At 47.3% G+C, this 21,117-nt stretch carries 19 protein-coding genes; 4 read left to right on the plus strand and 15 right to left on the minus strand.

Annotation, left to right across the window (positions count from 1 at the left end):
• Window positions 1–46 precede the first annotated feature (46 nt).
• On the plus strand, window positions 47–559 hold the full coding sequence (locus tag M2404_RS07680) for a DUF1993 domain-containing protein (RefSeq protein ID WP_134054404.1): 513 nt from the start codon (window positions 47–49) through the stop codon (window positions 557–559).
• Between the two features lie 51 nt (window positions 560–610).
• Here the strand turns inward: M2404_RS07680 and ahr are convergent, their stop codons facing one another.
• Window positions 611–1,612 (minus strand): NADPH-dependent aldehyde reductase Ahr, encoded by a 1,002-nt coding sequence (ahr, locus tag M2404_RS07685; RefSeq protein ID WP_259239142.1) that lies wholly within the window; start codon window positions 1,610–1,612, stop codon window positions 611–613.
• A 232-nt stretch (window positions 1,613–1,844) separates the two neighbouring features.
• Between ahr and M2404_RS07690 the strand changes: the two genes are divergently transcribed.
• Window positions 1,845–2,810, plus strand: a complete 966-nt coding sequence (locus tag M2404_RS07690; RefSeq protein ID WP_259239143.1) for a glycosyltransferase family 2 protein — start codon at window positions 1,845–1,847, stop codon at window positions 2,808–2,810.
• Window positions 2,811–2,820: 10 nt separating this feature from the next.
• Here the strand turns inward: M2404_RS07690 and M2404_RS07695 are convergent, their stop codons facing one another.
• The 13 genes from M2404_RS07695 to M2404_RS07755 all read right to left on the minus strand — a co-directional run bounded on the left by M2404_RS07695 (window position 2,821) and on the right by M2404_RS07755 (window position 15,770).
• Window positions 2,821–4,527, minus strand: coding sequence for a putative bifunctional diguanylate cyclase/phosphodiesterase (locus tag M2404_RS07695; protein WP_259239144.1), 1,707 nt, complete (start codon window positions 4,525–4,527; stop codon window positions 2,821–2,823).
• A 20-nt stretch (window positions 4,528–4,547) separates the two neighbouring features.
• Window positions 4,548–5,612 carry a protein-glutamate methylesterase/protein-glutamine glutaminase gene (locus tag M2404_RS07700; RefSeq protein WP_259239145.1) on the minus strand — a complete coding sequence of 355 codons (1,065 nt, stop codon included), beginning with the start codon at window positions 5,610–5,612 and terminating at the stop codon, window positions 4,548–4,550.
• A gap of 10 nt (window positions 5,613–5,622) precedes the next feature.
• Complete coding sequence (locus M2404_RS07705) at window positions 5,623–6,162, minus strand: chemotaxis protein CheD (protein WP_259239146.1); 540 nt, start codon at window positions 6,160–6,162, stop codon at window positions 5,623–5,625.
• Entirely contained in the window at window positions 6,159–6,971 is an 813-nt protein-coding gene (locus M2404_RS07710) for a CheR family methyltransferase (RefSeq protein WP_259239147.1), read from the minus strand. Before M2404_RS07710 ends, M2404_RS07705 begins: the two co-directional genes overlap by 4 nt.
• Before the next feature lie 36 nt (window positions 6,972–7,007).
• Window positions 7,008–7,562 carry a chemotaxis protein CheW gene (locus M2404_RS07715; RefSeq protein WP_259239148.1) on the minus strand — a complete coding sequence of 185 codons (555 nt, stop codon included), beginning with the start codon at window positions 7,560–7,562 and terminating at the stop codon, window positions 7,008–7,010.
• Between the two features lie 11 nt (window positions 7,563–7,573).
• Window positions 7,574–9,241, minus strand: coding sequence for a methyl-accepting chemotaxis protein (locus M2404_RS07720; protein ID WP_259239149.1), 1,668 nt, complete (start codon window positions 9,239–9,241; stop codon window positions 7,574–7,576).
• A 50-nt stretch (window positions 9,242–9,291) separates the two neighbouring features.
• Window positions 9,292–11,502 carry a chemotaxis protein CheA gene (locus M2404_RS07725; protein WP_259239150.1) on the minus strand — a complete coding sequence of 737 codons (2,211 nt, stop codon included), beginning with the start codon at window positions 11,500–11,502 and terminating at the stop codon, window positions 9,292–9,294.
• Complete coding sequence (locus M2404_RS07730; protein ID WP_259239151.1) at window positions 11,499–11,834, minus strand: STAS domain-containing protein; 336 nt, start codon at window positions 11,832–11,834, stop codon at window positions 11,499–11,501. Before M2404_RS07730 ends, M2404_RS07725 begins: the two co-directional genes overlap by 4 nt.
• 13 nt (window positions 11,835–11,847) lie before the next feature.
• Window positions 11,848–12,216 carry a response regulator gene (locus M2404_RS07735; protein WP_259239152.1) on the minus strand — a complete coding sequence of 123 codons (369 nt, stop codon included), beginning with the start codon at window positions 12,214–12,216 and terminating at the stop codon, window positions 11,848–11,850.
• Window positions 12,217–12,231: 15 nt separating this feature from the next.
• A complete protein-coding gene (locus M2404_RS07740) occupies window positions 12,232–13,293 on the minus strand; it encodes a methyl-accepting chemotaxis protein (protein ID WP_259239153.1) in 1,062 nt (353 codons plus the stop codon).
• Window positions 13,294–13,447: 154 nt separating this feature from the next.
• On the minus strand, window positions 13,448–13,822 hold the full coding sequence (locus M2404_RS07745) for a response regulator (protein ID WP_259239319.1): 375 nt from the start codon (window positions 13,820–13,822) through the stop codon (window positions 13,448–13,450).
• A 143-nt stretch (window positions 13,823–13,965) separates the two neighbouring features.
• The gene (locus M2404_RS07750; protein WP_259239154.1) at window positions 13,966–14,619 is read right to left on the minus strand and encodes a response regulator transcription factor; all 654 of its coding nucleotides are present in this window, start codon (window positions 14,617–14,619) and stop codon (window positions 13,966–13,968) included.
• A complete protein-coding gene (locus M2404_RS07755) occupies window positions 14,616–15,770 on the minus strand; it encodes an ATP-binding response regulator (RefSeq protein ID WP_259239155.1) in 1,155 nt (384 codons plus the stop codon). Before M2404_RS07755 ends, M2404_RS07750 begins: the two co-directional genes overlap by 4 nt.
• Before the next feature lie 253 nt (window positions 15,771–16,023).
• Here M2404_RS07755 and M2404_RS07760 point away from each other — a divergent pair, with 253 nt between their 5' ends.
• Entirely contained in the window at window positions 16,024–16,410 is a 387-nt protein-coding gene (locus M2404_RS07760) for a helix-turn-helix domain-containing protein (protein WP_259239156.1), read from the plus strand.
• Window positions 16,411–16,533: 123 nt separating this feature from the next.
• Window positions 16,534–17,937: a 30S ribosomal protein S12 methylthiotransferase RimO gene (gene rimO / locus M2404_RS07765; protein WP_259239157.1), complete on the plus strand. Its 1,404-nt coding sequence runs from the start codon at window positions 16,534–16,536 to the stop codon at window positions 17,935–17,937.
• Between the two features lie 77 nt (window positions 17,938–18,014).
• Here the strand turns inward: rimO and M2404_RS07770 are convergent, their stop codons facing one another.
• Window positions 18,015–20,942 (minus strand): TonB-dependent receptor, encoded by a 2,928-nt coding sequence (locus tag M2404_RS07770; protein ID WP_259239158.1) that lies wholly within the window; start codon window positions 20,940–20,942, stop codon window positions 18,015–18,017.
• Window positions 20,943–21,117 lie beyond the last annotated feature (175 nt).

Here is a 21,117-nt window from a genome sequence, read left to right on the forward strand (position 1 = left end):
CCCAAATCTGTGTTTGTATGCGTTTTATTACCCCGGAGGACAGACTATGTTTTACGATATTACCGTAGTGCAATTTAGCAAAATGCTGCAAAATTTAAGCGCCATCCTTAACAAAGGCGCCAGTTTTGCCGAAACAAAAAAAGTGGATGTTGCCGTTTTACTGAATGCGCGTTTAGCGCCGGATCAGTTTCATCTTATCCGCCAGGTGCAAATTGCCTGCGACACAGCCAAATTAGGCGTAGCACGCCTAACCGGTAAAACTGACAGTGCCCCCAAGCATGCCGATGACGAAACCACCTTAGCGCAATTACAGCAGCGCATCAGTGATACGGTAGCCTATCTGGCCAGCTTTACCGAGGCTGATTTCAGCCAGTCCGCCACGCAAAAAATCACTCAGCCACGCTGGGAAGGTAAATATCTAACGGGTTACGAATTCTTGATCCAGCATGTCATCCCTAATTTGTACTTCCATATCACCACCGCCTACGCCATTTTGCGTCACAATGGTGTCGATGTAGGTAAAAAAGATTATCTGGGTGCCATGCCGTATAAAGTTTAACGCGTAGTGTAAAACGCCGGGCATTAAACCCGGCGTTTATATCTGCGAAGCTTAGCGTTCCAACACAATACGATAACGGGCTTTGCCGCTTTTTAAATGTGCCAGCGCTTCATTTATCTGAGCAAACTTAAATATTTCCACGACCGGCTCAATCTTGTGTTGCACGGCAAACTGCAACATCTTGGCAATCGTTGCCGGGCTGCCTACCGGCGAGCCAGACACAGAACGTTGCGCCATAATCAGGCTAAATACGCCAATATTCAGAGGCTCCAGCGTAGCACCAACAAAGTGCAGCCGGCCTTTTGGCTTTAATGTTGTCAGGTATAAATTCCAGTCCAGCGCTACATTCACGGTAGAGATAATCAAATCAAAGCGTCCTGCCGCCTGCTCTATTTCAATATGATTGCGTGAATTAATACACTGATGTGCGCCGAGTGTTTTGGCTTCTTCTGCTTTGCTGTCACTGGAGGTGAAAGCCGTTACTTCACAGCCCCAGGCCCGTAAAAACTGCAGCGCAATATGGCCCAGGCCGCCAATACCTATTACCGCCACTTTATCAGTGGGTTTTATATCAAACTGTACCAATGGGTTAAATACGGTAATGCCACCACAAAATAGCGGGCCGGCTGTTTTCGCATCCATACCTTTTGGCAGCGGTACCACGCTGGCGGCGTTAGCACGTACTTTGTCAGCAAAACCGCCATGGCGGCCCACTATGGTACCTTGTGCCTTATTGCACAGGTTATGGTCGCCGCTACCGCAGCTGCTGCATACTTTACAGTAATCGGAATGCCAGCCCAGCCCCACAACTTGCCCAGTTTTAAGATGGTCTACCGCTTCACCCACAGCACTGATGCGACCCACTACTTCATGGCCGGCAACCAGCGGATAAGCCGACATACCCCATTCATTATTTAACATCGACACATCAGAATGGCAGATCCCACAGTAATCTACCTCAATTTCTACATCATCGCGGCCAAGCGTACCAGGTTCATATTGCCAGGGTACCAGTTTACTGTTGGCCTCAAGTGCGGCGTAAGCGTTAATCATATTCTCTCCTGCAAGGTTGCGGTTTAGCTTAGCAATACAACTAACAGTATTAACCAGATCTGCCAGGCTGCAGTGAATTTGGTAAAAAAGATGCCCCGGATGCCATACCGTATAACGTTTAAACTAAAAAAACCACTTTGTGATTATTGGTAACTAACTGTAAAATATCTACTTTATCTGTTATAGCCCCTGATAAACTAGCTGTTTCGCGCTAAGTTGCCAGGTGGTATATATGCAATCGCAGGTTTTGTTGTCTCTTGTTGTACCTTTTTACAATGCTGCAGATTATTTTGGGCAATTATTAGCGTCGGTCGAAACACAACTGACAGATGCGGTACAGATAGTATTAGTGTGTGACGGGGCAACAGATAACAGCCTGACGTTAGCGCAACAACATATTGCAGCATCGGCTAAGCCCGGCTGTTATCTGCTGCTGACACAAGCCAATAGTGGTGTGAGCGCGGCCAGAAATCTGGGTATTGCCCATAGTACAGGTTGCTATATTGGCTTTCTTGATGCTGATGATGTGATCTTACCCGGCTATATGCCTCAGTTACTGCACGTTATCGCGCAACATCAGCCTGATTTGATTGAAATAGGCTATAAGCGTTTTAGCGATATATCAGCCCTGCCATCTGCCAGGCCGCACTACATGCGCCACAAAGCCGGTAAGCACAAGGTTAGCAGTGTTGCTACCGCTGTATTTCAGTCAAACCGCTGGTTTCCCTGGCTAAGAATATACCGGAAAGCTATAGCGCCGGGTTTTAACTTCCCCTCCGGCATCGCATTTTGCGAAGACGTTATGGCAATACCCACGTTGTATCAACAAGCGTTTCAACTGTATCATTTACGTTTACCGCTTTATGGCTACCGTGAACACAGCTCAAGCGCATCCTTTAATGTTAAACCAGAGCAACAACAGCAACTGCAGCAGTTTTTTACCGGCTTGCAGCAAGGCAGCTTTTACCCGGCCATACCAACACCTTGGCGTAATATTTTACTGTTAAATCTGGCTTATTTGTTTTACAGCTTACAACTTAACAACCCGGCAGTTAAAGCCCTGCCAGTAGCCTTAGAACTCCAGTCCAGAACACTGCTTAAACAATTGTGGTTAACACCGGGTTTTTCACTGCGGAAAAAACTAACCCTGATGTTTGCTTCACATTTTTTCCGTAAGAACCGGGCAGGAACAATATAAAGGTGACGCTCTAACACTCTGCTGCCAGGGTATAATCAGCCAGCATTTTCTCCAGTTCAGTAGCAGGTAAAGGTTTACTGAAAAAGTATCCCTGCATTTCGTCGCAGCCATTTTTCTTCAGGTAATCTACCTGCCGCTGATACTCAACGCCTTCAGCTACCAGCTTGAGCCCCATACTCTGCCCAAGCGAGATAATCGCCTGCACAATAACTGCTTCGCCTGTAGTCTGGTAAATATCATCAATAAAAGATTTATCAATTTTCAGCGTATTAATAGGCAGGTTCTTTAAATAACTTAAGCTGGAATAGCCGGTACCAAAGTCGTCTAACGATACTGACACGCCTATATCGCGTAAGCCCTGCAAAATAGCTACGGCGCTGTGCATGGTTTCCATCAGCACACCTTCTGTAATTTCCAGATCCAGATAAGATGCAGCAATATTATTTTCTGATAGCACATTCAGGATCAGGCTTTGCAAGTCGCCACGATGAAACTGCAGGGTGGATAAATTAACCGACACCGCAGGTACAGTCAGGCCGTTATCCAGCCACTGGCGGATCTGCCGGCCAACATTGGTTACCACCCATTCGTCTACCAGCAAGATTAAGCCACTGCGCTCGGCCAAAGGAATAAAATCTGCCGGAGACACCAGGCCCAGTACCGGGCTATGCCAACGTACCAGCGCTTCCAAACCGGTAATTTTCCCTGTTTGTAAACACAGTTTGGGCTGGTAAACCAAAGCAAACTCTTCCTGTTGCACTGCTGTGCGTAAACAGGATTCCATTTGTAACCGTTGCTGCACTTTAGTTTCCAGCTCAGGGCTAAACACACAATACTGATTTCCCCCTGCATTTTTACTGGTGTGTAGTGCGATATCAGCGTATTTAAGCAGCGTATCGAAGTTAACTGCATCGTCTGGCGATAGCGCAGCCCCAATGCTGGTAGTAACAGATACATTATTATGCTCAACCATTTGCACAGCATTAATACCCGCTACCATCTGCTGCATTAGTGCCAATAACTGCATGCAATCACTGATATTACGCAAAATAACTAAAAACTCATCGCCACTGCTGCGTGAAACAATACCATTGTCAGCCACCATCTGTGTAAGATAACCGGCAACGCTTATCAGCAGTTGATCGCCAGCGCCCCGCCCCAATGCATCGTTTACGTCTTTAAACCGATCTAAACCCAGACATATCACGGCAATTTTCTGGAGTGTCTGCTCTTGCTCACAGGTTACAGCGTGAAAATAACTTTGGGCCGATAATCTGTTTGCCAGGCCGGTCAGGCTGTCGCGGCTGGCCAGATAGTTAATCAGCACCTGGGCATCATGCGCTTCTGATTTATCAACCAGGGTGGTAATAAAATGAGAGATCTGGTTCCCATGTTCACAAAAGGTATAAATAGTCTCTGTCATCGGAATAACATTGGCGTCTTTAACGCGGTTCCATACCTCGCCACTCCAGCAGCCTGACTCGGTTAACTGGCGCTTAATTGCACTGAAAAATGCCGGTTCATGTTTATCTGAGCGCAGCAGCTGCGACGACTTACCAACCACTTCACTTTGCTGATAACCGGTTAAATGACAAAACGCCGGGTTAACCGCCAAAATGGCGTCATCTATGTTGGTGATCAAAATCGCACTGGGGCTAACCGCAAAGGCTTTTTCCAGTAACGGCAACTTAAATTGCGATATTCCCGACAAACTCATAGCAGCCCCATGTTGTTTTATCACCACTTCATTATGGCTTTTGCTATCTCTGATAACGGCATTACCTGTTCAACAGCATCGCGTTTTATCGCTTCTTTGGGCATACCAAATACTACGCAGGAGGCTTCGTCCTGAGCAATGGTATAAGCATTGGCCTGGCGCATTTCCAGCAAACCGGCAGCACCGTCATCTCCCATACCGGTCATAATGATACCCAGAGCATTTTTTCCGGCGGTTTTAGCTACCGAGCGAAACAATACGTCTACCGACGGTATATGCCGGTTAACCAAAGGCCCGGCAATCACCTCCACGTAATACTGTGCGCCGCTGCGTTTTAGCAGCATATGTTTGCCGCCCGGAGCAATTAATGCCCGCCCCGGTATTACCCGCATACCATGCGTAGCTTCCAGCACTTCTATTTCACAAATATTATTCAGCCGCTGGGCAAAGGCTGCGGTGAATTTCTCCGGCATATGCTGCACAATCACAATGCCAGGGCAAACTCTTGGCAATTGCGATAACACCGCCTCCAGTGCCTGAGTACCACCGGTAGACGTGCCCATTGCTACCAGTTGCTCGGTAGTTTGCGTCATAGCGCTACCCGAGGCTGTCAACACCGCATCTGCAGTATGTTTTGGTTTGGCTTTTACCGGTGCGGCTCCTGCGGTAGTAAGCCGGCTTAAACGCGCCTGTGAAGCGCCAATAACCGCGGAGACAATGTCAGAGCCTGAGTCTTCTAAAAACTTTTTTAAACCCATCTTAGGTTTGGTAACAATACTTACGGCGCCGGCGGCCAGTGCCTGCAAAGAGGTTTCAGCGCCTTTTTCGGTCAGCGTAGAGCAAATTACTACCGGTGTTGGCCGTTCTGCCATAATCTTGCGCAAAAAACTAATGCCGTCCATCCGTGGCATTTCTACATCCAGTACAATAACATCCGGCCAGTGCTTCTGCATTTTTTCCAGTGCATAAATAGGATCTGCCGCCACATCAAGCACATTTATTCTGGCATTTTCAGCCAGCTTTGCACTTAACACCTGGCGCACAACAGCAGAGTCATCAACAATAAGCACATTAATTTTTTTCATGGTAAGGCTCTCATAACAACGCAGCCAATTGCGCTTTTCGAACCACAGTGGTGCCGGTACCCACCATAAAATCAACGTAACGGTATACCGTACCGCCTAAATCAGTTTCGACCACGGTAAAACCGTATTTGCGCGACTCATTAATTGCAGCCATACGATTACGGCAAGACACATTCACGCAGTTATGGCACAACTCTGTGTTATGGCTGTGCTCAGGTACAGTATCTGCACAGGTAGTTTTTAACTGTCTGAACATATTGGCTGCACCAAACAAACGCACCTGATACTCGCGTGGTTTGGTACCATGTTTGTCTATTTCTTTTAGCAATATACGCATAAATTCATCAGCATAACGGGCATCATTATCAATATTGCTCTTTCGGGTTGGCAGCACGTAGTGGCACATGCCACCAATACGCTTTTTCGGATGCCAGAACACCATTGCCACGCAAGAGCCCAGCAAGGTTTGAATACGTAACGGCTTTGCAGAGAATTGATATTCACCGGGCATCAACACCTTTACCGGAATGCTATTGCTCACTGTTGTCACGTTTTCGGTTTCTGAAATACGGCCGGTACAATCATTTTCAGTTCACTGTTAATGCCCTGCAGGCTTTCGCTGTGGCCAATAAATAAGAACCCTCCCGGCTTAAGCGCAGCCTGCAGCCGGTTTACCACTTGCCGTTTGGTATCTATGTCAAAGTAAATCATTACGTTGCGCAAAAAAATAATATCAAACAGGCCAACGTCAGGTAGTTTGGCATTGAGGTTGCTGTGAAAAAACTGCACTTTATCACGCAGCACTTTATCCACCATAAAGGTACCCGCCTGGCTACCAATGCCTTTGAGACAATAACGGGTTAAATAAGGCCGGGCGATATTGTCTGCCTGTGCAATCGGGTACTGGCCGATTCTGGCTTTGTCCAACACGCGGGTGCTGATATCCGATGCCAGTACTTCCCAGTTCCGCCCGTCCAGGCAATCTTGCATTACCATAGCAATACTGTATGGCTCCTGACCAGACGAGCAGGCTGCGCTCCAGACCCGAAAACTACCGGAGCCGCGGCTTTGCGACTCCAGCTGTTTTTTTAAAAACGAAAAATGATTCGGCTCACGGAAAAAGTAAGTTTCATTTGTCGTCAGTAAATCTATCGCAGTCTGAACTTCGTGCCGGTATTCTTTTTGCGCCAGCAGCGCAAGATACTGGCCAAAATTGCTCAGTTGGTACTCACGTAAGCGCTTTGATAACCGCCCGGCCACCAGCGGCTTTTTAGTGTCGGATAAGCTGATCCCGGCAATGTCGTACAACATTGTCTGAAACCGGGCAAATTCACGATCACTTAACTCTGAAGCATTCACAAACAATCCTTTTGCTACTCAGGCATAATTAAGCTGTTAATCATGCCGCTCTTCGTCAACCCGTTCGGTCAGGGCTGATAATTCATCTACCGACAGCACCTTGTCGACATTAAGAATAATGACAAACTTGTCGTCTACTTTTCCCATACCGGAAATAAAATCGGGCCGTATTTTAGCGCCAAATTGCGGCGCCCGTTCAATTTGTGCCGGTGGAATAGCCAGCACTTCAGAAACGGAGTCAACAATAACGCCAATCACATGTTGCTCTTGCTCTGCCGATAGCTGAATTTCAATAATCACCACGCAACTGCGTTTGCCCACCACTGAACTGGGGCGGCCAAAACGGGCCTGCAAATCAATTACCGGCACAACCTGGCCGCGCAGGTTAATTACCCCGCGGACAAAGTTGGGCATCATCGGTACTGTGGTTACCTGACCGTATTCAATAATTTCTTTAATACTTAAAATACCTATGGCAAACATTTCCTTGTCCAGCAGGAAAGTCAGGTACTGGCTTTCCTCCTCACGAACTTTCTGTTTTACCAGGGCATGTTTTACCGATGCCGGCTCTGCCTTTACCAGATTAGTCATAACACTCTCCCTCAGAAGCGGACAAATTCAGCTTCACTGGCGCCAGCTATACCGGACTTTGCATGAGTTGATAATTTTTTCGCTGCAGCAGGTGCGGCATTATTCGGCCGTCTGGCCGCCGTTAAACTGTCAGCATTAACCCGGAAGAACGCCACCAGTTGCTGCAGCTGCTCCGCCTGCCCGCTCATCTCTTCGGCAGTCGCTGCCAGCTCTTCTGAAGCAGACGCGTTTTGCTGAGTGATCTGGTTCATTTGTGTCATGGCAACATTTACCTGCGACAAGCCGGTAGATTGCTCATTTGATGCTGCAGCAATTTCCTGTACCAGATCAGAGGTTTTATTAATGGCAGGCAGCATTTCGTCCAGTAAACTACCGGCGCGCTCGGCTAAATCGACACTGCTGCCAGCCACTTTGCCTATTTCCTGTGCGGCAACCTGACTACGTTCAGCCAGTTTACGTACTTCAGCGGCTACCACGGCAAAACCTTTACCATGCTCACCGGCACGGGCTGCTTCAATCGCGGCGTTTAACGCCAGTAAGTTGGTCTGGTAGGCAATGTCGTCAATAATGCTGATTTTGGCAGCAATTTGTTTCATTGCCTGTACAGTTTCTTTAACCGCAATCCCGCCTTCGTTAGCCTGTTTTGAAGCCTGCGCAGACATATTGTCGGTAACTTTGGCATTATCGGCGTTCTGGTTAACCGATGCTGACATCTGCTCTACCGCTGAGCTGGTTTCTTCCACGCTGGCGGCTTGCTCGCTGGTAGCCTGGCTGACGCTTTGCGCTGTGCTGGACACCTGCTCAGACGCTGAAGAAATATTATCTGTGGCGCTACGTACCTCACTGATAATTTGCGACAATTTATCGACCATCTGCTTAAAGGCATATAGCATGCTGCCATTATCACCACGCGCCAGTACGATTTCGCCGGTCATATCACCATTAGCTACCCGCTCAACAATAGCGGTAACATAGTTAGGCTCGCCACCTAATTGCTGCAAAGTGCTACGGGCAATAAAAATACCCAGCGCAACCATTAATACCAAAGCGGTAACGGTAACACTAATCATGGTGGTATTAGCCGTACCGGCATTGTCAACACCCGACGCTACCGCTTCGATGGCATAATTACTGTTGAGCTCAATCAGTTGATTTAGCAGACTATCTGATTGTTGAAACACAGGCAGCGCGATACGCATAGCGTCATAAAACTCTGCAAATAATGCAGCTTGTTCAGTTTCCGAACTATTGCGGCTAAGGCGTTCAAGAATATTGTATACCCGGTCGGCAGCAACGGTGTAAGCATCCTGGCTTACTGAGAACTGCCGGAACAACTCCTCACCCTGGGCAGTACGCGGAAATTTTGTATAAGCGTTATAACCTTGTAAATATAACGCCCGGCGCTGCTCTACCCGCTCCATAATGTCGCGGAATTCAGCATGTGCCTTGTAGTTATTTTCAAAAAAAGCCACGCGGCGCATAATCGACTGTGTGGCTGTACGGCCATCTTTCATCTGGCTTAACCCCAACACAGCTGGCATGCGATATTCGCCAATAGTTTTAATAGAGTCGGTAGTCGCTTGCAGCCCCATAATACCAACGCCGCTGGTAATTAATAATGCCAGTACCGCTATTGCCATCAGCAAGGTCAGCTTGGCCTTTACACTTAAATTTTTCATTGATAAAACTCCATGTATACCTGTTTGTACTAGCTAAAGTGGTGCGTGATTTAATGCAGCGCAGACTGCTTAGCAGCAGCCGATATGGCCTTACCATCACGTTGCATAACTAAATGAATTAACGACGATGCATCCAGAATTAATGCTACTTCACCACTGCCTAAAATAGTGGAGCCGCTGATCCCGGGTACACGTTCAAACAGAGGCCCAAGCGGTTTGATCACCGTCTGGAACTCTCCCATCAGCTCATCGACAACAAAACCGGCCTTTAAACTGCCGTACTTGATAACGACGATATTTTCCCGCTTTGCGCTGCCGCCTGTCTTAGAGAAGTAGTCTCCCAGCCGGATAAACGGCAGCACCTCTCCACGCAGGTTGATGTAACTTCTGCCATCATGTCCCACGTTGTGGTTGGTATTAAGCTCGATACATTCTTCAACGATATCCAGAGGTACAACGTAGAACGCATCGCCTACTTTCATCATAAAACCGTCAATAATGGCTAATGTCAGTGGCAGGCGTATACGTATAGTGGTACCGACGGTGTATTCGCTGTCTATTTCAACAGTGCCGCGCAGCGCTTCAATATTGCGCCGCACTACATCCATACCCACGCCGCGGCCGGAAATATTGCTGATGGCCTCGGCAGTAGAAAAACCGGCTTCAAAAATCAGTTTGTTAATATCCTGTACAGATAATTCAGCTTCGGCACTAACCAGGCCATTTGCTATGGCCTTTTGCAGAATTTTTTCCCGGTTCAGGCCGCCACCATCGTCGGAAACTTCAATCACGATAGTGCCGGATTCATGGTAGGCATTAAGTTTTACATTGCCGGTAGCCGGTTTGTTGCGCTGCGCCCTTAACGCCGGAGATTCAATGCCATGATCAATAGAATTGCGCACCAGATGCATTAACGGATCACTGATTTTTTCAATTACGGTTTTATCCAGTTCGGTATCAGCTCCGTCAATATGTAAATCAATATCCTTGCCAAGCTCTTTGGATACGTCGCGCACTACCCGAAAAAAGCGGTTAAAAGTTTCGCCAATTTGTACCATGCGCAGGTTAAGTGCGCTTTCCCGCACTTCTTCCACCAACCGCGTCATGGTTTGCGCCGATTCCATTAAATTACCGATGCCGGTTAAATGCGCTTCCGATTCAACACCAGCACCGGCAATAACCAGCTCGCCAATCAGGTTAATAAGATGATCAAGCTTTTCGGCATCTACCCGCACGGTTTGCGCTTGTTTTTCTTTAGCTTTTTTCCCCTGGGCTTGCTTATGCAAAGCCGCCGTTACAACCTCAGAGCTGGCCAGGCCATCCTCTACAACGATTTCCCCGATAAGGCGATGCGTTCCGCCTTCTTTTACTGCATGTTGCATCTCAAGCAGGTTATCCAGCTCACGTTGGGTTAAGGTGCCGCAGCGCACCAGAATTTCGCCCAGCCTGAGCTCGTCATTCTGAATAGTGTCAATAACGTCAATAAATTCGCTAACTTTGGCGTAGGGAGGTAAAATTTTCAGCTGGCAGTCTTCGCGCACAAACTCAAATACCTCTTCTATCTGGCTTTTGCTGGCACTGCTATGAAAGTTTATTTCATACCCGAGGTAACAACTCTCGGCATCCATATCCTCAATGCCGGGCAAGGCATCGGTTACCGTTTCAATATGCACAATGCTGCCAAGGGTAGCGAGATAGCGTATAAACGATAATGGGTCCATGCCGTTACGTAATACGTCAGTGCCGAAATACACTGAAATATGCCAGTTTTCATTGGCCATAGCGCTGTCAGATTCAATGACAGAGACACTCTGGTAGGTGTCGGCATCGTCAATGCCAACCAAGGCAGTAGCAGCTGTACTGTGTTCCGTATTCAAATAAACACCCAGCGCCTGCTCCAACACCGCTTGCACCGTGAGATCCTCCGGCGCCATTAACACCGCTTCGCCATCAATGGAATCAACCATCTTGCCGATATAATCTTTGCATTGCAGCAACAGGTTAATCAGTTGCTCATCCAGCACAAAACTGCCCGAGCGTACGTCATCCAGTACACTTTCAACCACATGTGTAAAAGCCACTATTTCATCCAGGCCAAACAAACCGGCAGAGCCTTTAATGGTATGTACCGCCCGGAAAATAGAGTTCACTGATTCAGCACAGTCGTCGCAGCTGTCAAACCCCAGCAATTTATCTTCCATGTCTTGCAGCAGCTCGCTGCTTTCAGCCAGAAAGGTCTGAAATGCCTGTTCCATATTCATGCGAGTGTTCCTTTGTCTGAAGGATCCGAAGGAATAAACACCGGATCACCAAAAAAGCCCGACAAATTGCACAGCTCAATAACGTCGAGCACAACACGGGTATGGCCGGAGATGCTCATAGCAATATTACGCCGCATTGATTCCCGTTTAGCTAATATCAGAAGCTGTAACCCGGCGGTATCGATGTCGGTTACTTCAGCTAAATTAATCTGCAATGTGGTTTGATTATTAATTGCCAGCAATAACTGCTCTTTGTGCTGCTGCGCGGTATAAATGGTTAAATCCCCTTGCGGGGAAAATACCTGGCCTGCGCTGTCTTGGCTGCGGTTCATTCTGTGCGCCCTCTTATGGTTGCACCAGCTTTGAAACGGCCATTAACAGCTGCTCCGGCTTAAAGGGTTTTACCATCCAGGCTTTAGCTCCTGCAGCCTGGCCTGCGGCTTTTTTGTCGTCGGCAGATTCTGTCGTCAGCATAATAATGGGGGTGAATTTATAGGCAGGCAGCTTTTTAATTTCCTGCACCATGGTAATGCCGTCCATATTCGGCATATTCACATCACTGACAATCAGGCTGATCTTCTGGCCTTTAAGTTTGCTAAGTGCATCCTTGCCATCACAACCTTCAATCACGTCATAACCGGCACCTATCAGGGCGATAGACACTACCTGACGCAAAGAGGCAGAATCGTCTACTATCATAATAGTCTTTGCCATAACTGAGTTTGCTCCTTAAAAAAATACCAGATCGTCTGAACTGCCGGTATGGTTTGCCTTAGTGGCAGATGACTGGCCATGATTTGCCAGCTCTTCTTCTGTTGCATAAGATTTCATCAGTTCATCAAGCAAACTTGTCCAGTCAACCGGTACCAGTTTTCCTTGTTGCTGAAATAGCGCGTCGCTTTGTGCAAACGCATCCGGGAATAACAAAATATTGTCGCGCACATGGCTGAGAATTTGGCTGACACGATCCTGAAACTGCAGATGCACCAACGATTGCGCTATTTCAGCTTTAATTCCGATGCTGGAGCTACGTAACTCGTCGGCTGATGCATTTAAATGGTCGGTAACTAACCTGAAGTCATTAAGTACTGTGTTAATGTCCTGTTCGGCATGTTGCACCCGCGACACATCCTGGCTGGCAAAGCTTTCAGCAGATGAAAACGCCTCAGATATAGCGCTGCTAATAGTATTGACTGTGTCGCTGATCCGCCGCCCGGTTTCGCCGGAGCGGTTAGATAAAGCCCGCACCTCCGCAGCTACAACAGAAAAGCCGCGGCCACTGTCCCCTGCTCTGGCGGCTTCAATGGCCGCATTTAATGCCAGCAGGTTAGTTTGGTCAGCTATATTGGCAACGGCTGTTGCCATGCTTTTTAAATCATCAATGTAGCTTACCAACTGCCCCACTTGCTGCAGCAGGGCATCACGGTTACTCATCGCTTCTTTTAATGAGTGAACCATAGAGTGCAGCTTTTCAGCGCTGGTATTAAGCACCTGAATAGCATTGGGGTTTTCGCCATTTTCCTGGTTTGAGTCAGACAACCGCACCGTGTCGTCAAGGTTTTGTACAATAGCGTGAAAACGCCCTACCAGCTCAACAACAGATTGCTCGCTATGCGCACGGCCGGTTTCAATTTGCCGCGCCCATACCGCCGCCACATCATTTTCAACACTATTTAAACTGGCCAGAAATTGCCGGGCATCCTGTTCAAACTGCTGCTGCGCCTGCAGTCTGGCCTGGCTGGTAGTAACACTAATCAGTTTATTGATACTGTTTTGCTGCACCCAGGCCACAACGCCGCCGGCACATAACAGAAAACATGCAGCTAAAAAAAATAAAAGCCCCCAACCTGCAACAACAAAAAGCATAACAATGCTGACTAACGATAAATATAATGGCCAAAGCCAGACAGCCAGGCCGACACTATCGCGGTTATTTTTTACTGTATTAACTTTTAACATAACGCTCTGCAAAGCCTTTTAATAATTGCTCTAACTGCACATAGCCGGATGCAGATTTTTCAAAGTAGTAATCTGCACCATGTTTTAAACAAACAGCTTCCATCTGGCCGCTTTTTTGCCCGCTAAGAACAATCTGTGTAATGTCCGGCAATTGTGCTTTTAGTGCCTGAATAACCGTAAAGCCACTCCCCTCACGCAACCACAAATCAATGATGACAATATCTGGCTTCAGCAGACATACCTCAGTGATTGCCTGTTGCTGGCTATCAGCTTCTCCGGCAATGCGCCCGCCAATACTCTCGATACAGAGGCGAATAAGACTTCTGATATTGGGTGAATCCTCAACCAGAAAGACATTCATCACATTGCTCCTGAATTATTCGCAATATGATGAATTTTTTATTGAAAGATCACTATCGGCAGAGTGCTGATTTAAACTGTAGGAATTGTACCGAAGCTAGTGTAGGAAAATTCCTACCCCTATTTTTCCCAAATAAAGCAAGCTTATAAACCGGCAACGCTCTCCAGCGACAATTTATGATTTAACGCGTAGCGAACAAAGTCTGAAGTATTCGCCAGCCTGGTTTTTTCTTTAATGCGGGTTTTATGTGTACTGATTGTTTTAACACTAATATTTAACCGGTCAGCAATTTCACAGGGGCTAAAGCCGGCAACAATAAGTAAAAATATCTGATATTCGCGGTCAGATAATAAGGTGTGCGGTGCCATTGACTGAACAGGTGTATGCATATCACTTGCAATTAGCCGCAGTACCTCATCACTGATAAACACACCACCAGCGGCTACTTTGCGAATAGCATCAATAAGCCGTTCGGCAGCATGATCTTTACAGATATAACCGGAAGCACCGGCTTTAATAGTACGCAGGGCAAACATATCTTCTTTGTATGAGCTAAGCACCACCACAGGCAAACGTGGATAGTCGGCTTTTATCTGTTTGATCAGCTCAACACCGCTACGCCCCGGCATCAGTAAATCTACCAGGATAACGTCAACCTGAGTATGGCTTAGCTGTTTAACCAGATCATTGCCATTATCAACCTCTGCCATCAACTGAATATCACTACAGCCCGCAAGCAAATATTTCAGCCCGGCTCTTACCAGTGGGTGATCGTCAGCCATTAGCACACGAATCATGCTGTTACCTCACAGCGAACAGGTATACAGGCCTCTATCCGGGTGCCTTTCCCCTCTTTGCTGCCAATCGCTATTTGCCCACCAAGCAGAGCAATACGCTCTCTCATACCTAACAGGCCAAAGTGTCTTTGCGCACTGGGTTCAGAGGACATGCCACGGCCATCATCCTGCACTATCAGCATCAATTCCCGGCCTAAATCTGCCAGTTGAATATTGATATGATTCGCCTGAGCATGGCGCGCAACATTGGTCAGTGCCTCCTGCACAATACGAAATACCGCAATGCTGATTTGCTCAGTAACGGCAAAATCACCTTCATTGGTCATACTCAGCTTGCAACAAATGCCGGTTCTGGCGCTAAAACGCTGTACGTGATGTTCTATTGCCGGCCCCAGCCCAAGAATATCCAGCATACCTGGCCGCAGGTTTTCAGAGATTGCCCGAGCCGTATTTGCTGCGTGCTCCAGCACTTCAATAATATCGTCAATCTGTTGTTCAATGCCGCCGGATTGATGTGCAACATGGCTTTTAAGCTTTACCAGATCGATACTGGCTACCGTGAGCGATTGCCCCAGCTCGTCATGAATTTCACGCGCGATACGGGCCCGCTCTTCTTCACGTATGGTTTGCAAGTGGCCGGTAAGCTGGCGTAATTGCTGCCTAGAAGCAAGCAGCCCTGCTTCAGCCTGCCTGCGCTGGGCAATTTCTATTTGCAGCAACTGTGCCTGGTCGGCACCATTTACATCCTGATGTAATTGCAAAGCGCGGATTTTAAGGTGCATTTTCACTCTGGACAGCAGCTCAGTGGCGTCATAGGGTTTTACAATGTAATCCACAACATGCTGCTCAAAAGCCAGCTTAATACTCTGGATATCATGTGATGCAGAAATAAAAATTACCGGTATAGCGGTGTTAAGTTTTGCTTTTAGCTGCCGACAAATATCATATCCGGTGATTTCAGTGCTTTGTACATCAAGTAAAATTAATGCCGGAATATCTGTTTGCAATAAACGCCATGCTTCCTTATCGTCCCGGCACTGGCGCACATGGTAGCCATTGTCAGCCATAAGGTCCGCTAACGACGCTAAAGGAGCAGGAATATCCTCAATTATCAGAATATCAAGGCAATAAGCTTTATTAGTACTTGGCATTATATAACATCTGTTTTATTTCCTTATAGCAATACCCAAAGAAAGAGCTACACAGCTACATCATTCGTGTGCTTAAAGTTACATCGCCAACATTCATATTTTGACCAAACATTTGTAACATTTTCGTAAGTTTAAATATGATTTGCCCGTAAGACAAATCACAAAATGAATATTGCCTAATAGGAACATTGTGTCAAGCAAATTGCCCCAGAGGTTTTGCCAATAAGGCAAAACCAACCAGATAATCCTCAATATGCATATTGGGCACGCCATACGAATTTTGCGTCTTCAGCGCAAATTGACACAAGAACAACTGGCTCTGGAAGCAGATATTGCTACCAGCAATGTGTCTCGCATAGAAAAAGGCCAACGCCAACCTTCACAAAAGTTACTGGTAAAGCTGGCAGCAGCGTTAAATACTACGCCATCGCAGCTATATGCCGCCTGCGAACAACCCGCTTTACCAGACGGCCAGGGTAGCGAAATAAATAAAGCCGGGCTAACAGAGCAAACCAGCCAATTATTGCTGACATCCGAAGCACAGGTTCTGCTTAAACTGTTCCATGAACTTAATAGCGACAATAAAACGCTATTACTTGAACAACTAAAAGCATTACACCGCTGGCAAGGTAAAGAGTAACGCCAACTGCCGCAGACACCCGCTATAGCTGTTTGTTTTTTGCACAGCAGGCTCTGTATCTTTAGCCGGATTCAGGTATAATCCGCCGACTTTTTTCCGGCTTAGCCAATTTTAAGAGACACTATGACAGTACAAACCTTTGATCCGACGCAAACCACCACTTTGGATACCGCAACCAAAGCCTTAGCCGGGCAAGCTAACGCCGGAGCCGGCAAAGGTAATACTATAGGTTTTGTGTCTCTGGGCTGCCCGAAAAATCTGGTTGATTCCGAGCGTATTCTTACCCAGCTAAAAAGCGAAGGTTATAATATCGTCCCTACCTATGACGATGCTGAATTAGTTATTGTTAACACCTGTGGTTTTATTGACTCGGCAGTACAAGAATCGCTGGAAACCATCGGTGAAGCGCTGGCTGAAAATGGCAAAGTGATTGTTACCGGCTGTTTAGGTGCGCGTGAAGACGAAATCCGCCAGGTACATCCGAATGTACTGGGTATTACCGGCCCGCATTCGTATGAAAACGTATTAAAGCAGGTGCATGAGTTTGTACCTAAGCCCAAGTACGACCCCTTTACCATGCTGGTACCGGATCATGGCGTTAAATTAACACCTAAGCATTATGCCTATTTAAAAATCTCTGAAGGCTGTAACCACCGCTGTACCTTTTGCATTATTCCGTCAATGCGTGGTGATTTAGTCAGCCGCCCGGTGGGCGAAGTACTGGACGAAGCACAGCGCCTGAAAAATGCCGGTGTAAAAGAGCTGCTGATTATTTCGCAAGACACCAGCGCCTATGGCGTGGATGTAAAACACCGCACCGGCTTCTGGAGCGGCTCACCGGTTAAAACCTCTATGCAGTCATTGTGTGAAGCCTTAGGCGAGATGGGTATTTGGGTACGTTTGCACTATGTTTACCCCTACCCGCACGTAGATGACATTATCCCACTGATGGCACAGGGCAAAGTATTACCGTATTTAGATATCCCGTTTCAGCATGCCAGCCCGCGCATATTAAAGCTGATGAAACGCCCCGGCCAGGCCGATCGCGTATTAGAGCGGATTAAAAAATGGCGCGAGATCTGCCCTGAGCTAACCATTCGCTCTACCTTTATCGTCGGCTTCCCCGGTGAAACAGAAGAAGACTTCCAGATGTTGCTGGACTGGCTGCAAGAAGCGCAACTGGACCGGGTTGGCTGCTTTAAATACAGCCCGGTAGAAGGTGCTAAAGCCAATGAACTGGCCGATCCGGTGCCTGAGGATGTCATGGAAGAGCGTTACCACCGCTTTATGCAAACCCAGCAAGCCATTAGCAACGCCCGTTTACAAGCTAAGATTGGCAAAACTATTAAAGTGCTAATCGACGAAGTAGACGAAGAAGGCGCCATAGGCCGCAGCTTTGCCGATGCGCCGGAAATTGACGGTGCGGTATACCTGAACGGTTTAACCGGCGTTAAGCCTGGTGATCTGATTGACGCTGTGGTTGAAGAAGCCGATGAATATGATTTATGGGCTTCACAAGCAGAATAACCGCAAGCTGCTGTGATACGACATCACAGCAGCTTTTTAACGGTGTCGTCCTCTTATATATACACCCTGCGCAATACCTAGAAGCTCCAGCCAGCAGAGAGTTTTAACTGCCGCTTACCGCCATTAGTAGAGGTAAAGGCATTTGGCATAGCAAATTCTGCTGAATCAGGATTTAAATTGAAGTTGTCGTAATTGTTTTGGTTAAACAGATTTTGCACGTCAAAACGAATACGAAACTTTGAGCCATTCACCAGATAACTGCTGCCAAACTCTTTAGTTAATGACAGATCAAAACGCTGGTACTTGCTTTGTGCCGGAGCCGTGCGGTCAAACAAGCAAGCGGTACTGCCTTGTCTGCAGTCCAAATATTCATAAGTGGTTTTTGATGCCCAGGTGTATTTAAAAGCGACAAACATTTCCCACGGCAAATCGTAACTACCCGATACCACAACACGGTGTTGTGGTACGCCGACAGATTTTTTCCAGCCATAGTCGGCCACACTTTCATAATCCAGCGCAAAAACCTCACTGAATACCCTGTTTTCCTCAGCATCGCTGAAGGTGTAAGCCAGGTTTACTCCCCAGTTATCTCTGTGGGGCCGGTCAATTTTAACAAAGACGTTATTGACGCGGGTTTGCCCGTCATTGGATGACAACATCAAATTACCCCAGCCTGGTACACCAAAAGCCCATGGCTGGCCCCAGGTAGTACCGTCGGCCAGAAACTGACCATCAGGCCGCCTGTTCCCCAGCAGCCAGTTAAAGCCATTTTTGGATTCGGTATGCGCAACACTGACCTCGGTATTCCATTCAGCCCAGTTACTCCTGATGCCAATACTAAATTGATCTGAGTAAGGCGTTTTCAGGTCATTGTGCAGCAGAAAACGTTCGCCCTTCACATCAATACTCGACAACAGCCCATCCAGACCGGGCTGAGTTAAGTAAACCGGGTCCCAGTTGGTACAGTTGGTCGCAGCCGAATCGCAGGGGTTATCCGGGTCTCCGCTGAACAAATAACTAACCTGGGCAAAGGAGCCACTACTTTGTTCTAGCTGGATAAAATCAAACTGCTGGCGGTCATACGAGCGGCCATAGCCACCAAATAACGTATGGCTGCGGCTGTCGTCCATAAGATAACTGAAGCCAAATCTGGGTTGCCAGGCGCCTTTAAAATAACTGCGCTCTGTGCCTGTACTGATATAGTCTTCAATGTTGTAATTAGCATTATCCAGATTCGGCCAATTGCGTAATGCCGTCACCAGCTCTGCCGGGGTCTGGTAGTTTTTGTAGCCAGGTGTTTGTTCATAATCCCAGCGTACCCCCATGTTTAATGTCAGCCGGTCGGTCGCTTCCCAGTCATCCTGAATAAACAAGCCAAGCTGAGTATTTTCAGATTCGACATTGCCACCCACTGAGTTTGTTGCAGGTACCCCCCATTCCACCATATAGGGCTGGTCAATGGCGAAACTGCCGGCACCGTTAATTTCTACATTGTAAAAATACTGTGGATTGTATGGCTGCTGCTGCAATGTATTAAGCACAATTTTCTTGTACTTAATACCGGCTTTAATAACATGATTGCCCCGCCATGCTATGTCGAGCCATGTAAAGTCATTCTGTACTGCCCAACCTTTTTGACCTTTATCCTGAAAGTTGCGGCCCCCGCCCATGTTGAGTATCGATTGACGCGAGGCGGTTTGCAGCACTACACCCACATCATCGGTGTAAGGCTTGGGGTTCCAGCTGGCATCTTCATAAGTCAGACGAAATTCATTGTGCCCATGGTCCAAGTGATAGGTATGCTTGAGATGGTATCGATGGTCTTTCACCTCACGATTTACGCCATAACTTAAGGTATTAGCTCCGCCGAAATCGGCGACATCGCTTTCATCTCTTAACTTTGCAGAAATCTCCAGCTCGTGATTGTCACTGATAACCCAATCCAGCTTACCGAAGAATAAATCCTCTTCAAAACCAGACGTCTCGCTACCCAGCAACGCTTCAAGATCTGCCGGTAACGTTACCAGGTTAACGCCTGCACCACCTGGAATATCCACCGGCTCTTTAATCTCTTTGCGCTCGTACGACATTAAAAAATGCAGCGTATCTTTTAACAGCGGGCCAGAGAGCAGTACGCCGGTATGACGGGTCAATGATTCCGTTTTGCCATCTTGCTCATTAGGCTCGGCCTGACGCAAGCCCTCGTCGGTATAATCAACAAAAACATCGCCTTCAAATTCGTTAGTACCCGAGCGGGTTACTGCAGTGATAGCGACACTACCTACCTGATCAAATTCGGCTTTATAGTTCTGGGTAATCACTTTGTACTCGCCAATAGCGTTTTGTGGGAAAGGATTACCCCGGCTGGTATCCTGACCGGTAACACCACCTTTGAGTACATAGTCTTTTTGGCTGACACCGTCCAGAAAGACATTCACGTTGCGCTGATGCTGCGCACCACCACGAATGCTGACGTTGCCCTGACTGTCAGTATTAAGCTGCACACCGGGCGCAAGATCGGCAAAGGATAAGAAGTTTCTGTTATTTTGTGGCAGCCGGGCAATCATTTCAGGCGTAATGTTGGTGCCAACTTCGCCACCGGAAAAGCTTTCCACCCGTACACCGCTAACAGTAATACGCTCAATATCGTCATCACCTGGTGCCTGTAAAGTAATATTAACCGTTGCTCTTTGGCCGATACGCAGCGCTACCGGCGCGGAAGTATTGTCAGCGGCTTTAATCAGGTAAACACCAGGCCTGAGGCCGACGAAAACATAAGAACCATCATCGCGTGTTTTAGTGGTTTTGCTATAACCTCTGTCTTTATCTGTCGCTGTAACTGTCACACCAGCCGCTTTACGGTCGGTTTGTTGTTGGATCACTTTACCCGCAATAGTTGCGCCCTCTATTTGCCCGAAAGCGGCGGGCACCACGCCGCCGAATAACGTACTGGCAATAGCAAAAGACATCACGTTGCGCCGCAAATAGGAGGGGGTACTTTTCATTGCAGTGTTCCTGTTGTTAACTTATTTTCGCCTGTTGGTTTAATCTCCTGTGATGGCAATCTAAGACATCGCCACGCTTTTAAAATGTCTAACAGGTTAATTTAAAGCGAAAATAATGAAAATATATTTGTATTAATATATAGCAGGCAAAGAGGAAGTTCTAAAGGCAATAGAA

The sequence above is a fragment of the Rheinheimera pacifica genome, assembly GCF_024809855.1.
Classification (GTDB): Bacteria; Pseudomonadota; Gammaproteobacteria; order Enterobacterales; family Alteromonadaceae; genus Alishewanella; species Alishewanella pacifica_A.

Coding starts and splice junctions, on each gene's coding strand:
- M2404_RS07690 (WP_259239143.1), top strand. CDS start 1,845: ATGCAATCGCAGGTTTTGTTGTCTCTTGTTGTACCTTTTTACAATGCT.
- M2404_RS07730 (WP_259239151.1), bottom strand. CDS start 11,834: ATGAACCGCAGCCAAGACAGCGCAGGCCAGGTATTTTCCCCGCAAGGG.
- M2404_RS07760 (WP_259239156.1), top strand. CDS start 16,024: ATGCATATTGGGCACGCCATACGAATTTTGCGTCTTCAGCGCAAATTG.
- M2404_RS07680 (WP_134054404.1), top strand. CDS start 47: ATGTTTTACGATATTACCGTAGTGCAATTTAGCAAAATGCTGCAAAAT.
- ahr (WP_259239142.1), bottom strand. CDS start 1,612: ATGATTAACGCTTACGCCGCACTTGAGGCCAACAGTAAACTGGTACCC.
- M2404_RS07755 (WP_259239155.1), bottom strand. CDS start 15,770: ATGCCAAGTACTAATAAAGCTTATTGCCTTGATATTCTGATAATTGAG.
- M2404_RS07715 (WP_259239148.1), bottom strand. CDS start 7,562: ATGACTAATCTGGTAAAGGCAGAGCCGGCATCGGTAAAACATGCCCTG.
- M2404_RS07725 (WP_259239150.1), bottom strand. CDS start 11,502: ATGAATATGGAACAGGCATTTCAGACCTTTCTGGCTGAAAGCAGCGAG.
- M2404_RS07735 (WP_259239152.1), bottom strand. CDS start 12,216: ATGGCAAAGACTATTATGATAGTAGACGATTCTGCCTCTTTGCGTCAG.
- M2404_RS07745 (WP_259239319.1), bottom strand. CDS start 13,822: ATGAATGTCTTTCTGGTTGAGGATTCACCCAATATCAGAAGTCTTATT.
- rimO (WP_259239157.1), top strand. CDS start 16,534: ATGACAGTACAAACCTTTGATCCGACGCAAACCACCACTTTGGATACC.
- M2404_RS07770 (WP_259239158.1), bottom strand. CDS start 20,942: ATGAAAAGTACCCCCTCCTATTTGCGGCGCAACGTGATGTCTTTTGCT.
- M2404_RS07720 (WP_259239149.1), bottom strand. CDS start 9,241: ATGAAAAATTTAAGTGTAAAGGCCAAGCTGACCTTGCTGATGGCAATA.
- M2404_RS07700 (WP_259239145.1), bottom strand. CDS start 5,612: ATGAAAAAAATTAATGTGCTTATTGTTGATGACTCTGCTGTTGTGCGC.
- M2404_RS07750 (WP_259239154.1), bottom strand. CDS start 14,619: ATGATTCGTGTGCTAATGGCTGACGATCACCCACTGGTAAGAGCCGGG.
- M2404_RS07695 (WP_259239144.1), bottom strand. CDS start 4,527: ATGAGTTTGTCGGGAATATCGCAATTTAAGTTGCCGTTACTGGAAAAA.